Annotated in this window: 13 protein-coding genes; 9 read left to right on the forward strand and 4 right to left on the reverse strand. The window is 67.3% G+C overall.

The genetic code is table 11. From position 1 onward, the window contains the following. Positions 1-80: 80 nt before the first annotated feature. The 6 genes from C1922_RS03745 (at position 81) to C1922_RS03770 (ending at position 5,253) form a co-directional block, all read left to right on the forward strand. Positions 81-275 carry a hemin uptake protein HemP gene (locus tag C1922_RS03745; protein ID WP_108748566.1) on the forward strand — a complete coding sequence of 65 codons (195 nt, stop codon included), beginning with the start codon at positions 81-83 and terminating at the stop codon, positions 273-275. Positions 276-427: 152 nt separating this feature from the next. After that, the gene (locus tag C1922_RS03750) at positions 428-2,620 is read left to right on the forward strand and encodes a TonB-dependent hemoglobin/transferrin/lactoferrin family receptor (protein ID WP_325051579.1); all 2,193 of its coding nucleotides are present in this window, start codon (positions 428-430) and stop codon (positions 2,618-2,620) included. A 5-nt stretch (positions 2,621-2,625) separates the two neighbouring features. Continuing rightward, entirely contained in the window at positions 2,626-3,228 is a 603-nt protein-coding gene (locus tag C1922_RS03755; RefSeq protein ID WP_108748567.1) for a Hemin transport protein, read from the forward strand. An 84-nt stretch (positions 3,229-3,312) separates the two neighbouring features. Beyond that, complete coding sequence (locus C1922_RS03760) at positions 3,313-4,242, forward strand: DUF6607 family protein (RefSeq protein ID WP_108748568.1); 930 nt, start codon at positions 3,313-3,315, stop codon at positions 4,240-4,242. A 268-nt stretch (positions 4,243-4,510) separates the two neighbouring features. Next, complete coding sequence (locus C1922_RS03765; RefSeq protein ID WP_108751472.1) at positions 4,511-5,041, forward strand: hypothetical protein; 531 nt, start codon at positions 4,511-4,513, stop codon at positions 5,039-5,041. After that, positions 5,041-5,253 (forward strand): hypothetical protein, encoded by a 213-nt coding sequence (locus C1922_RS03770; protein ID WP_108748569.1) that lies wholly within the window; start codon positions 5,041-5,043, stop codon positions 5,251-5,253. The genes C1922_RS03765 and C1922_RS03770 overlap by 1 nt, the downstream gene beginning before the upstream one ends. 248 nt (positions 5,254-5,501) lie before the next feature. Here the strand turns inward: C1922_RS03770 and C1922_RS03775 are convergent, their stop codons facing one another. The 4 genes from C1922_RS03775 to C1922_RS03790 form a co-directional block, all read right to left on the reverse strand. After that, positions 5,502-5,987, reverse strand: a complete 486-nt coding sequence (locus C1922_RS03775; protein WP_108748570.1) for a hypothetical protein — start codon at positions 5,985-5,987, stop codon at positions 5,502-5,504. Between the two features lie 2 nt (positions 5,988-5,989). Then, the gene (locus C1922_RS03780; RefSeq protein WP_108748571.1) at positions 5,990-6,334 is read right to left on the reverse strand and encodes a DMT family protein; all 345 of its coding nucleotides are present in this window, start codon (positions 6,332-6,334) and stop codon (positions 5,990-5,992) included. A gap of 78 nt (positions 6,335-6,412) precedes the next feature. Then, the gene (locus C1922_RS03785) at positions 6,413-8,923 is read right to left on the reverse strand and encodes an FtsX-like permease family protein (protein WP_108748572.1); all 2,511 of its coding nucleotides are present in this window, start codon (positions 8,921-8,923) and stop codon (positions 6,413-6,415) included. Next, positions 8,920-9,567: an ATP-binding cassette domain-containing protein gene (locus tag C1922_RS03790; RefSeq protein WP_108748573.1), complete on the reverse strand. Its 648-nt coding sequence runs from the start codon at positions 9,565-9,567 to the stop codon at positions 8,920-8,922. Before C1922_RS03790 ends, C1922_RS03785 begins: the two co-directional genes overlap by 4 nt. 25 nt (positions 9,568-9,592) lie before the next feature. Here C1922_RS03790 and C1922_RS03795 point away from each other — a divergent pair, with 25 nt between their 5' ends. The 3 genes from C1922_RS03795 to C1922_RS03805 all read left to right on the forward strand — a co-directional run bounded on the left by C1922_RS03795 (position 9,593) and on the right by C1922_RS03805 (position 12,511). Next, the gene (locus C1922_RS03795) at positions 9,593-10,288 is read left to right on the forward strand and encodes an arylesterase (protein ID WP_199912223.1); all 696 of its coding nucleotides are present in this window, start codon (positions 9,593-9,595) and stop codon (positions 10,286-10,288) included. Between the two features lie 87 nt (positions 10,289-10,375). After that, a complete protein-coding gene (locus C1922_RS03800; RefSeq protein ID WP_002811889.1) occupies positions 10,376-11,089 on the forward strand; it encodes a response regulator transcription factor in 714 nt (237 codons plus the stop codon). A gap of 150 nt (positions 11,090-11,239) precedes the next feature. Continuing rightward, positions 11,240-12,511 carry a HAMP domain-containing sensor histidine kinase gene (locus C1922_RS03805; RefSeq protein WP_108748576.1) on the forward strand — a complete coding sequence of 424 codons (1,272 nt, stop codon included), beginning with the start codon at positions 11,240-11,242 and terminating at the stop codon, positions 12,509-12,511. Positions 12,512-12,557: the final 46 nt, after the last annotated feature.

Consider the following 12,557-nt stretch of genomic DNA (forward strand, 5'->3'; position numbering starts at 1 on the left):
GCTCGAATTGAGAATGGTTGTTGATTGTCAACTGAGAATCATTATCATCTATCGCGTCCCTCGCACGAGTCCAGACGCTCATGAATGCTCAACCTGTACTGCTGCGCCCCGAAACGCTGACCCTCCGCGACCGCCCGGTGCGTGCCGTTCCGGCCGAAGAGGTCATTGACAGCGAAGCCCTGCTCAAGGGCCGTCGTGAAATCCTGATCCAGCACGGCGACCGTTTCTATCGGCTGCGCCACACCAGCAACGACAAGCTGATCCTGACCAAGTAACGCGGCCCGGTCGCCCGCATCCCTCCCACCTGCCGGCCCGCTGGCAGGGTGGGCGACCCGTCCGCTCCCGCTCTCTCCCCCTCGGCTGTCCGTGCACGTTCTGCGTGCCGGTGGCCGGGGGTTCCCCCTGTTTGCCCGAAGACCCAAGACCGATGACCCGCCAGACCGCCCTGTCGATCGCCCTGTGGATGGCCCTGCCCCTGTCCGCCCATGCCGCCGCCGAAGCCGATGCCGCGCCGGACGCGCGCGAATTTGATCGCGTGCAGGTCACCGCCACGCGGACCGAACGCGCCGTGAGCGATGTGGCTGCCACGGTGGATGTGATCGACCGCGAACAGATGGACCGGCATCTGGTGCAGGACATCCAGGACCTGATCCGCTACGAGCCGGGTCTGTCGGCCAGCCGCAGCGCCACCCGCTTCGGCCTGGGCAGCATCCGCATCCGTGGCCTGGACGGCAACCGCGTGCGCATCCAGACCGATGGCATCGCCATGCCGACCAGCTTCAGCATCGGCTCGTTCTCCAACGCCAACCGCAACTTCACCGATCTGGACACGCTCAAGCGCGTGGAGATCGTGCGCGGCCCGGCCAGTTCGCTGTACGGCTCCGATGCGCTGGGTGGCGTGGTGGCCTTCGTCACCAAGGACCCCACCGATTACCTGAAGGATGGCAAGGACAGCTACGTTGGCCTGAAGTTCGGCTACGACGGTGAGTGGCAAGGCCTGCTGGGCGGCATCACCACCGCCTTCGGTGGCGACCGCTGGAGCGGCATGGTCAACATCAACCATCGCCAGGGCCAGGAAACCGACAACCAGGGCGACGTGCGCAGCCGCGACAACACCCGTACCGCGGCCAACCCGCAGGATCGCGACGGTCGCAGCGGCCTGGCCAAGCTGGTGTTCGCGCCCAGCGCAGACCAGCGCTTCCGCCTGACCGTGGAAGGCAACGAAGACAGCACCGATACCGATGTGCTGTCGCTGATCGATCGCACCACCACCACCGGCATGAAGGCGCACGACACCCAGGAGCGCACCCGGGTGTCCTTCGCCCATGAAATGGATGCGCTGGACAAGGCATTCGCCGACAGCCTGCACTGGCAGGTCTACAGCCAGCACAGCGAAACCACCCAGGTCACCGACGAAGACCGTGCCAACCGCACCCGTCGCCATCGCGAGTTCAATTTCGACCAGCAGGTGTATGGCCTGCAGGCGCAGTTCAACAAGTCCTTCAGCACCGGCAGCGTGGAACACGCACTGACCTATGGCTTCGAAGGCGCGCGCACCGAGATCCGGCAGAAGCGCGATGGCTATCAGGTGCTGGCCAATGGCCAGGTGACCAGCACGCTGCTGCCCGATGTGTTCCCGGTGCGCGATTTCCCGATCAGCAAGACCACCGAACTGGGCCTGTATGCACAGGATGAAATGCGCATGGCCGGCGGCAAGCTGTCGCTGGTGCCGGGCGTACGCGTGGACCGTTACGAGCTGAAGCCGGACGTGGATTCGATCTTCGCCCAGGATAATCCCGGCGTTGCCGTCACCAGGCTGGAAAAAACCAGCGTTTCGCCCAAGCTGGGAATGGTCTATCGCTTCACCGATGCCTGGTCGCTGTTTGCCGGCTATTCGCGCGGTTTCCGCTCGCCGCCGTACAACGACGTCAACCTGGGCTTCACCAACTTCGCCTTCGGCTACACCGCCATTCCCAACCCGGATCTGAAGCCGGAAACCAGTGATGGCGTGGAACTGGGCCTGCGCTTCCTGTCGCCGGCGGCGTACGTCAGCCTGAGCGGCTACTACAACGACTACAAGGATTTCATCGAGTCGCAGTCGCTGGTCGGCACCAACGCGCAGGGCCTGATGGTGTTCCAGTCGCGCAACATCGCCGATGCGCGCATCTACGGCGCCGAGCTGAAGGCCGGCGTGGATTTCGGCCAGATCAGCCCCGCGCTGCAGGGTTGGGCGTTGCGCAGCGCAGTGGCCTGGTCGCGCGGTGACAACAAGACCGAAGACACCCCGCTGGATTCGGTGGACCCGATGCGCGGCACGGTCGGCCTGATGTACGACACCGATACCTGGGGCGTCGAGCTGGCCGGCACCTTCGTCAAGCGCAAGGACCGGGTCGCTTCGGCCACGGTCTACCGCCCGGCCGGCTACGGCGTGGCCGACCTGATGGCGCACTGGAACTTCGCCCCCGGCGCCACCTTCAACGTGGGCGTGTTCAACCTGGGTGACAAACGCTACATCGACTGGTCCAACGTTGGCTCGACCCTGTCGGCCAGCAGCAGCGTACTGGACCGCTATACCAGCCCCGGCCGCACGCTGTCGGCCAGTCTTGCCGTTTCCTGGTGAATCCCATGAGCCGAGCCCTGTCTGCACGTCGTCTGTCGTCGTCCCTGCCGCGGGTGCCGCTGCAGGTCTGGCCCACGCCGGCGCAGCTGGCCGCGCTCGGCACCGTGCTGTGCCTGTACCACGCCGATGGCAGCGAGATCGGTGGCTGGCGCCAGGCGGTTTCGGTCCACGCCTGCCAGGGCGTGGACAGCGAAGGCCTGCGCGAAAGCCTGTGTTTCCTCGATGCCCGCGGCCGCTGCGTGTGGCGCCTGTACCTGCTGCCGGACAGTGATTTCCTGGCCTGGGACCGGCTGGTGGCCGCGTTGCCGTCGGCGCCGCCGCGCGATGTCGATGGCAGCGTGGGCGAACGGCTGTGGCGGCGCCTGGCCGGCCATCTGGGCGGGCAGCGTTGGCGCCTGTGCGCACTGCGCCTGCATGCGGCCGAAGAGGGCCGTACGCTGGCCGCCAGCCTGTCCACGCTGTCCTCGCTGGGGGCGGCCACCGCGCGCCGCATCGCCCGCCTGGAAGGCGCGGAAGGCGAACTGGCCGTCGATGACTGCTGCTGTGCCGACGCCGCGCGCCGCCCGGCCCCGCGCGCGCCGGACGATCTGCCGCTGGTGCGCCTGTAGGCACGCGCCCGCGGCAACGCGCCTGATGGAACGACTGCCGGCCACGGATGGCCTTTCCATGAACCGTAGAGCAAGGAAATTTCGATGAAGTTGCAGACAGCCAGTGCGATGCTGCTGCTCGCCGCCACCGGCGCAGCCCACGCCCAGCCCTCCGACATCGCCCGCGACCACGCCAGCATCCTGGCCATGCAGGGCGAGTACACCGTGGATTTCGCCTTCGACGAAACCGTATTGCTGAAGCCGGGCTACGAACGCGCGCCGGCCATGCGCAGCGGCGGCAACGAAGTGGTGGTGGTGGTGGAAGACAGCCCGAAACGTGTGGTGCTGCAGCACCTGCTGCTGGATGAAAAGAGCGGCCATGTGACCAAGCACTGGCGGCAGGACTGGGTGTACGAAGCGCCCAACCGTTTCGAATTCAGCGCCGAGCAGACCTGGCTGGTACGTACCATCCCGGCCGCGCAGAACCAGGGCGCCTGGACGCAGTGCGTGTACGAAGTGAGCGATGCGCCGCGCTACTGCGGCACCGGCCGCTGGAGCTATGACAACAACGTGGCGACCTGGACCAGCGATCTGAGCTGGCGCCCGTTGCCGCGTCGTGAGTACACCAAGCGCAGCGACTACAACGCGCTGGCGGTGATCAACCGCCACACCCTGACCCCGAACGGCTGGACCCACGAGCAGTTCAACACCAAGGTGCAGCGCAACGCCGACGGCAGCCAGGTGGAAATCGCCCGCGAGTTCGGTTTCAACGACTACATCAAGACCACCGAGGTCGACTTCACCCCGGCCCGCGATTACTGGAAAGCCACCGCCGGTTACTGGGGCAAGGTGCGCCAGCGCTGGGACGGCTTCCTTGGCCAGGCCCCGGGCGTGCACCTGAAGACCAAGCTGGACGGCATGGCGATGATCATCCCGCTGTTCACCCAGGCCCAGGACATCCAGGACGGGAAGAAGGTGAAGGACGCGCAGATCGACGAGGTCTTCGCCAAGTACGTGGAAAAAGCCCCCTTGTAGCGTCGAGCCATGCTCGACTGCGTCTCTCCGGCAGCGCATCCACGCGTGGCGTGGATCTACTGAGCGGACATCTGCTTCGGTAGGTGCCGAGCTTGCTCGGCACGCTCTTCGCCGGCGATTGCACGTGGCATCCATGCTTGCGGTCGCGTTACATGGCGCATGATGCGTATTGTTTTGACGCATTTAGCCAAATTTCCTCGAAACCTCCGATCGTAGGTTGGGTGTGCGATAGGGTGGGTGGTTCATTCACCCATGATCATGCCGGTTGATGAAACTCTCCGAACTCTGCAGTCAACTGTTGTCCGGTGAATCCTGCGACGACATCGACAGCTTCTATCTCGAAATCGACCACTTCGAGGAGGTGGAACTTGTCTCGCGCTTGAGTCGGATCGATGGAGTGCTGGAGCGCCTTGGGCCTCGATGGACATCGGCCTATCTGCTCAGTCTTTGCAGTCACGTCCTTTCAATCGTCCGCATTGCTGGCAAGGCGCGCGGTGGTACGGGCTCGGAGATGTTCCTCGCATTGAGCTTCACCGACTTCGAGTTGCACGCGCAAGAGGGCATCCTGCTTCCAAGCGTCTTCTACTATCCAGGCTCCGAGGGCCTCGCGTTCGGGAACCGCCGTCGGCACGAATCCGGCAGGGTGGCTTCGGCTGAAATCGACGTTGTTCGCTCCGTGTTCGAAGACGCTGGCATGCTCGCTGGATTTCGCTTCTGCGAGAGTCGCACTGATGGTCCCCCAGGTCATGACGTGGTCCGTGTCTTTGCGATTCCATTGTTCGAAAATGAGGTTCGCTGATGCACGTGCAAGAGCGCCAGGTGGTCGAAACCTACCTGTCCGATCCGCAGGTATATGTTCGTCTCGAACAGCATTTCCTCGGCGCGTTCAGGGCCGGCATCCAGGCGGCCAATTTACGTGCTGAAGACTTCCGCAGCCGCATTACAACGTCTTCTTCGTCGATGGTACGAAAGACAGCCAAGTCAACCACATTTTCTCCGCTAAGCATCTGACCTGCGGCAACATCGTCGGCATCGTCATTTTCGAGAGTCACCCGGACTGCACCGAGGTCCACAATCGGGTAGGGGAGGACAATGCCAAGGACGAGCTCTGCGTGTTCATAACGCTTTCGGGACTGCAGCGTGCGATGGGTAAGACCGTGGCTTGGGCGAAGCAGCAGGCGTTGTGAACCGCATCCACGCATGGCGTGGATCTACCTCCGCTTTGGGTAGGTGCCGAGCTTGCTCGGCACGCGTCCGGCTCAGGATACCGGCCCGCCAAGGGTGCCCAGGTCCAGCCCGGCGTCCTGGAACGCACGCAGGGTGGCCTGCAGGCTCGCCTCGTCATCGCGCGTGCGAACGCCCATGATGGCTTCGCTGCAGCGCGCGCGGTCGGTGCTGCACGCAGTCCGGTCGGGCAGCAGCAGCGCCGTCTGCGCGACCAGGATCGCCATGTGCGCTACTTCCTTCCGCGGCTTCGGTTGGCCCTGGTAGAACCGGTCGAACTCCGCGCGCAGGTCGGCCAGGGCCTCGGCATCGCTGCGGGTGCGCGCAACATCGGTCGCCACCAGATAGGTCTGGTGGCCCTCGTGGAAGGCGCGCACCTCATCGGCCAGCACCGTGTCCAGTACGAAGGCCTGTACGGGGTCCGGTACATGGCCAGGCGCAGTGCGGGCCGATGTGGCCGACATCGCCAGCAGCAGTGGCACGCCGACCAGCAGGGCGCGCAGGCAGAAGCCGTACTTCATTCCTATTCCTTGAACATCAGAAACGCGGCTACCACGATCAGCGCGAACGCGGCCCAGTGGTTCCACTTCAGCGGCTGGTCCAGGTAGAACGCGGAAAACACCGCGAACACCAGCAGGGTGATCACTTCCTGCATGCCCTTCAGCTGCGGCGCCGAGTACACCGCGCTGCCGAGGCGGTTGCCCGGCACCTGCAGGCAGTATTCGAAGAAGGCGATGCCCCAGCTGACCATGATGACCAGCATCAGCGGCGCGCTTTTGTACTTCAGGTGCCCGTACCAGGCAAAGGTCATGAACACGTTGCTGGCGACCAGCAACAGCACCGGGTACAGGTAAGCGGTGAACGGCATCGGCGTACGCCCTGGGGGAAAGGCGGCAAGCATACGCAGCGCGGCGTGGACTGCACATCCACGCCGCGCTGTCGGTGCTCAGGCCTCGCGCAGGGCCAGCGCCGGCGGGGTGTGCAGGATCCGCCGGGTACCCCACCAGCCGGCCAGCAGGCTCAGGCCGATGCCCAGCACGCCGCCCAGCAGCAGGCCCGGCCAGGGCGGCAGCAGCGGCAGTTCGAACACCTTCTGCGACACCAGCAGGCCGATGGACGCCGCTGCGCCCACGGCCAGCATGGCGGCCAGGGTGCCCAGCGCACCAAATTCCACCAGCACGGCGCCGCGCAGTTGGCGGCGGGTGGCGCCCAGGGTGCGCAGCACCGCGCTGTCGTAGCGGCGCTCGCCGGCGGTGGCCTGCAGCGCCGCCAGCAGCACCAGCACGCCGGCCAGCAGGCTGAACACCATCACCAGCTGCACCGCCTGCGCGACCCGGTTCATCACATCGCGCACCTGCGAAATCACCGCGTCCACATCCAGCAGGGACAGGTTGGGCTGGGCGCGCACCAGCTCACCCAGGCCTGCGGCCTGGCCGGCGGGCAGATGGAACGCCGACAGCAGGTTGTGCGGGGTATCGCCCACCGCGTTGGGATTCAGCAGCACGAAGAAGTTCGGCCGGAAGGTGTTCCAGTCGGCCTTGCGGATGCTGCTGACGGTGAACTCGCGCTGCTGCTCGCCGACGGCAATGGTGATGCGATCGCCCAGGTGCGCGCCGTAGCGCCGCGCCCAGCCGGTTTCCACCGAGGCCTCCGCCGCGGTGCTGTCGGCCTGCCAGAAGCGGCCCTCCAGCAGTGCATTGGCCGGCGGGAAGGTGCTGCGCCAACTGAAGTTCAGCGGGCGGTTCTCGTCGTCGTCCTCGCGCGGGCCGTTGTTCGCCCCGTTGCCTTCGGCGCCGGCCTGGTCCACGCGCAGCGGCGGCTTGCCGTTGATCGCGATCAGGCGCCCGGTGGCCATCGGTTCGATGCTGGCATCGTCCGCGCCCAGGCCCTGCAGGGTGGCCAGCACGCTGTCGCGCTGTTCGGGCTGGATGTTGATCAGGAAGTAATTGGGGGTATCGGCCGGCAGGCGCTCGCGCCATTGCTGCAGCAGGCCCGGTCCGGTCACCGCCAGCAACAGCAGCGCGCACAGCGACAGCGACAGGCCCACCAGCTGCATCACCGCCAGCAGGCGGCGCCGGGTCAGTGCGGCCAGGCCCAGCCGCCAGTTGCCGTGCAGGCGGTGCTGCAGGCCGCGCAGCACCTGCAGCAGCACAAAGCCCAGCACGCCGGCAGCCAGCGCCAGCGCGGCCAGCCCGCCCAGCACCCACAGCGCCAGTTTCAGATCGCCGGTCACCTGCACCGCCAGCAGCAGGCTGGCGCCCAGCGCGGCCACATAGGCCAGCAGCGAGGCCGGTGGCAGTGCGGCGAACGAACGGTTCAGCACCCGCATCGGCGGCACCCCACGCAGGCGCAGCAGCGGCGGCAGGCCGAAGCCGAACAGCAGCAACAGGCCGATGCCGGCGCCGGTCAGTGCCGGGGTGGCTTCAGGCAGCGGCAGGCGCTGAGGCACCAGACTGCCCAGCACCTGCACCAGGCCCTCCTGCGCAGCCATGCCCAGCGCGATGCCCACGGCACAGGCCGGCACCGCCAGCATCAGCAACTGCAGGGCCAGGCCCAGCAGGATGTCGCGCTGGCGCGCGCCCAGGCAGCGCAGCACGGCCACCTGGTCGATGCGGCGCAGGGCGAAGCGGTTGGCGGCCAGGGCGGTGGCCACGCCGGCCAGCAGCACCGCCAGCAGCGCGCTCAGGCCCAGGAAACGGCCCGCCAGATCGAAGGCCTGGCGCACCCCGCGTTGGGTGTCATCCACGCTCAGCACGCGCATGCCTTTGGTCTGTGGCAGCAGCCACTGCCGGAACGCGGCGATCTGCGCCGGTTCGCCGGCGAACATCAGCCGGTAGTTGATGCGGCTGCCGGGGCCGAGCAGGCCGGTGCCGTCCACGTCGGCGCGGTTCACCAGCAGGGTAGGGGACAGCGTCAGCAGGTCGCCGCCGGTATCCGGCTCGGCTTCGATGATGCCGGCGATGCGCAGCGTGCCCGCGCCGAATTCCAGATCGTCGCCGGCCCTCAGGCCCAGCGCCTGCAGCAGCCGTGGGTCGGCGTAGGCCTGGCCCTTGGGCGGCATGCCGGCGCGCTCGATCAAGGCCCCGCCCGGGGTGGCGCGCACGCGCAGGCTGCCGCGCAACGGGTAGCCCGCTTCCACCGCCTTGATACTGGCCATCTGGCTGGCATCGCCCTGGAACAGCACGCTGCCGAAGCCGGCAATGCGGGTATGGGCCAGGCCGCGTCGCTGTGCTTCCTCGGCGAAGGCCGCAGGCGGTTCATTGCGGCTGCCCACGCCCAGATCGCCGCCCAGCATTTCTGCGGCACTGCCGGTCAGGGCCAGGTTCACCCGGTTCACCAGGGTGCCCACGGCGGTCATCACCGCCACGCCCAGCACCAGCGCGGCGAACACGGTCAGCAGGTCGCCGGCCAGCGCCTCGCGGCGCAGCGCACGCCAGGCATGGCGCAGCAGGTTCATGCGTGCGCCTCGTGGGCGACATCCTGCAGGCGGCCGTTGTCGATGCGGTGGATGTGCTGGCAGCGCTGGGCCAGACGCAGGTCATGGGTGACCAGCACCAGGGTGGTGCCACTGCTGGCATTGAGTTCGAACAGCAGGTCGCTGATGTGCTGGCCGGTGGCCTGGTCCAGCGAGCCGGTGGGCTCATCGGCGAACAGGATGCGCGGGCGGCTGACGAAGGCGCGGGCCAGGGCCACGCGCTGCTGCTCGCCACCGGACAACTGGCGCGGGTAGTGGCGGGCACGATGGGCCAGGCCCACCGCCTCCAGCACCTGCTGCACGCGGGCCGGGTCTTCGCGGCCGGCCAGTTCCAGCGGCAGGGCCACGTTCTCGGCGGCGGTCAGCGCCGGCAGCAGGTGGAAGCTCTGGAACACGAAGCCGACTTCGCGCGCGCGCAGTTGCGCCCGGGCTTCTTCGTCCAGCGTGCCCAGGTCCTGCCCGGCCAGGGCGATGCGGCCGTGGCTGGGCAGGTCCAGCCCGGCCAGCAGGCCCAGCAGGGTGGTCTTGCCGGAACCGGAGGCGCCGACAATGGCCACGCTGGTGCCTTCATGGACGGTCAGGGTGATGTTGTCCAGTATGTGGACTTCACCCTCCGGGCCCTGCACGGTCTTGCCGACCTGGTCGACGGCGATGGCGACGGGCGCGCTGCGGGGGGACAGGCTGTCGATGAGGAGACTCCAAATGCGCGTTACAGGATGGAGCCGGCAAGCCGGCACGATGATGGTGCTGCTGCTAGGGTTGCTGCTGGCGCCCCTGCTGGCCTGTGCCAAAGGTCCGGGCGGCACCGTGCTGGTGCTGGGCGACAGTCTCAGTGCCGCCCACAATATCCCGGCCGATGCCGGCTGGGTCAGCCTGCTGGACAAGCGGGTCAGGCAGCAGTCGAAAACCCCGCCGCGCATCGTCAATGCCAGCATGAGCGGAGAAACCACCGCCGGCGCGCTCACACGCCTGCCAGGCCTGCTGGCGCGGGAATCGCCCAGCGTGGTGGTGATCGCCCTGGGCGGCAACGATGCCCTGCGCGGGCTGACCCCGCTGCAGGTGCGCGGCAACCTGGAAAAGATGGTGCAGGCCAGCCAGAAGGCCGGGGCGAAGGTGCTGCTGCTGGGCATCGACGTACCGCCCAACTACGGCCCGGGCTACCGCCAGCGTCTGGCCGCGGTCTACCGGGGCCTGGCCGACCAGTACAAGGTGCCGCTGCTGCCGTTCCTGCTGGAAGGCGTGGCCCTGCAGCCGGGGCTGATGCAGGCCGACGGCCTGCACCCCACCGCGCAGGCGCAGCCGAAGCTGCTGGACAACGTCTGGCCGCTGCTCAAACCCCTGCTATGAACCGTTTCCGCGCGTCTTGACGGAACTTCACATCGCGTCCACCGTCGATGGGGCATGTTTCACAAAGCTGAAGACAGAGGGAATCACATGCGTCAGACGAAGGAGACTTCCGGCTTGGTGCTGGTGGTCGAGGACAACCGCAACATCTCCGAGATGATCGGCGAGTACCTGGAAGGCCGTGGCTTCGAGGTGGATTACGCGCAGGATGGCCTGGACGGCTACCGTCTGGCTGCCGAGAACAGCTACGACGTGGTCGTGCTGGACCTGATGCTGCCGCGCCTGGACGGCATCGAGGTATGCCGCCGCCTGCGCAACGATGCACGCAAGTCGACGCCGGTGCTGATGCTGACCGCGCGCGACACCCTGGACGACAAGCTGACCGGCCTGGGCTTTGGTGCAGACGATTACCTGACCAAGCCGTTCGCCATCCAGGAACTGGAAGCCCGGTTGCGCGCGCTGATCCGCCGCGAGCGTCGCCAGGTGGGTTCGGAAGTGCTGAAGGTGGCCGACCTGGTGCTCGACCCGGTCAGCATGCGCGCCACCCGCGCCGGCACCGAACTGCAGCTTTCGCCGATCGGTCTGCGCCTGCTGACCATCCTGATGCGCGAATCGCCGCGCGTGGTCACCCGCCAGGAAATCGAGCGTGAGATCTGGGGCAATGGCCTGCCCGATTCGGACACCCTGCGCAGCCATCTGTACAACCTGCGCAAGATCATCGACAAGCCGTTCGACCGCCCGCTGCTGCATACCGTGCAGAGCGCCGGTTACCGCATCGCCGATATCGCCCAGCCGATGGCCTGATCGGTGCAGGCGCAGGCACAGACCCGCCCCGGCCCTGGCCGGGGCCGGGGGCAGGGGACGTGCCGCATGCTGTCGCGGCGGTCACCGTCCGTGCACGAACGTGGCACGTGGCGCTGCCTATAATCGCAGCGCTTCGACCGGGACCCCGCAATGCCGCACGGCCTGCCGCGCAAGATCCGCATCGTTTTCATCCTGCAGGCCGTGCTGGCCAGCCTGGGCATCCTGCTGGGTGCCTGGCTGGTCGCGCTGGTGATCAAGCACAGCCTGGTGGGCGCGGCCCTGCGCGAAGAGGCGGCCTACTACTGGACCCTGCACGCGGCCTCGCCGGTGCAGCCGCCGCCCAATACCCACAACATCCGTGGCTACCTGCTGGAGCGCGGGCAGTCCAGCCTGTCGCTGCCGGCCAACCTGCGCACGCTCGAGCCAGGCTTCCACGAACTGCCCGGCGATGACCAGCTGGTGCTGGTGGACGCGCGGCCCGAGGGGCGCCTGTACCTGGTGTTCCTGCGCTCGCGCGCGGAAATGCTGGCGTTCTGGTTCGGCATCGTACCGGTGCTGCTGACCCTGCTGGCCGTATACGGCGCCAGCTGGGTGACCTACCGCGCCTCCAAGCGCCTGGTCTCGCCGGTGAACTGGCTGGCCCGGCGTGTCTCACGCTGGGACCCCGGGCACCCGGAAGCCGCCGACCTGGAGCCGGACAAGCTGCCGGCGGACATGCAGGGCGAGACCCGGCAGCTGGCCGCGGCACTGCATTCGCTGGCCACCCGGGTCAGCGACCACGTCGCCCGCGAACGCAACTTCACCCGTGATGCCAGCCATGAACTGCGCACGCCGCTGACGGTGATCCGCGTGGCCAGTGACATGGCGCTGGCCGACGACGGCCTGGAACCGCGCCTGCGCCGCAGCCTGCAGCGCATCCAGCGCGCCGGGCGTGACATGGAAGCGGTGATCGACGCGTTCCTGATCCTGGCGCGCGAGGCCGACATCGAACCGCAGATCGAACTGTTCGATGTCAGCGAGGTGGTGCGCTACGAAGTGGACAATGCGCGCGAACTGCTGGGCAACCGCCCGGTCAGCATCGCCCTGCACAGTGCCGAACCGGTGCAGCTGCACGCGCCACCACGGGTACTGCAGGTGGTGGTCAGCAACCTGGTGCGCAATGCCTGCAACTACACCGACGAAGGGCGCATCGACGTGGATGTGCTGGCCGACCGGGTGGTGGTGCGCGATACCGGCATCGGCATGTCCGAAGAGGCGTTGGCGCGGGCGTTCGAGCCGTTCTACCGCGCCGAACCGGACCGCCCGCAGGGCACCGGCCTGGGCCTGTCGATCGTGCGCCGCCTGTGTGATCGCTTCGGCTGGACGGTCAGCCTGGCCAGTGAGCCGGGCAAGGGCACCGAAGCGACGGTCATCTTCCGCTGACGCTGCACCGGGGTCGGATCCCGTTGCCACGCAACGGGCTCTGACC

The organism is Stenotrophomonas sp. ZAC14D2_NAIMI4_7 (assembly GCF_003086675.1).
Taxonomy (GTDB): Bacteria; Pseudomonadota; Gammaproteobacteria; order Xanthomonadales; family Xanthomonadaceae; genus Stenotrophomonas.

Coding starts and splice junctions, on each gene's coding strand:
- C1922_RS03775 (WP_108748570.1), bottom strand. CDS start 5,987: ATGAAGTACGGCTTCTGCCTGCGCGCCCTGCTGGTCGGCGTGCCACTG.
- C1922_RS03765 (WP_108751472.1), top strand. CDS start 4,511: ATGAAACTCTCCGAACTCTGCAGTCAACTGTTGTCCGGTGAATCCTGC.
- C1922_RS03745 (WP_108748566.1), top strand. CDS start 81: ATGAATGCTCAACCTGTACTGCTGCGCCCCGAAACGCTGACCCTCCGC.
- C1922_RS03750 (WP_325051579.1), top strand. CDS start 428: ATGACCCGCCAGACCGCCCTGTCGATCGCCCTGTGGATGGCCCTGCCC.
- C1922_RS03795 (WP_199912223.1), top strand. CDS start 9,593: ATGGCGACGGGCGCGCTGCGGGGGGACAGGCTGTCGATGAGGAGACTC.
- C1922_RS03785 (WP_108748572.1), bottom strand. CDS start 8,923: ATGAACCTGCTGCGCCATGCCTGGCGTGCGCTGCGCCGCGAGGCGCTG.
- C1922_RS03805 (WP_108748576.1), top strand. CDS start 11,240: ATGCCGCACGGCCTGCCGCGCAAGATCCGCATCGTTTTCATCCTGCAG.
- C1922_RS03755 (WP_108748567.1), top strand. CDS start 2,626: ATGAGCCGAGCCCTGTCTGCACGTCGTCTGTCGTCGTCCCTGCCGCGG.
- C1922_RS03800 (WP_002811889.1), top strand. CDS start 10,376: ATGCGTCAGACGAAGGAGACTTCCGGCTTGGTGCTGGTGGTCGAGGAC.
- C1922_RS03770 (WP_108748569.1), top strand. CDS start 5,041: ATGCACGTGCAAGAGCGCCAGGTGGTCGAAACCTACCTGTCCGATCCG.
- C1922_RS03760 (WP_108748568.1), top strand. CDS start 3,313: ATGAAGTTGCAGACAGCCAGTGCGATGCTGCTGCTCGCCGCCACCGGC.
- C1922_RS03780 (WP_108748571.1), bottom strand. CDS start 6,334: ATGCCGTTCACCGCTTACCTGTACCCGGTGCTGTTGCTGGTCGCCAGC.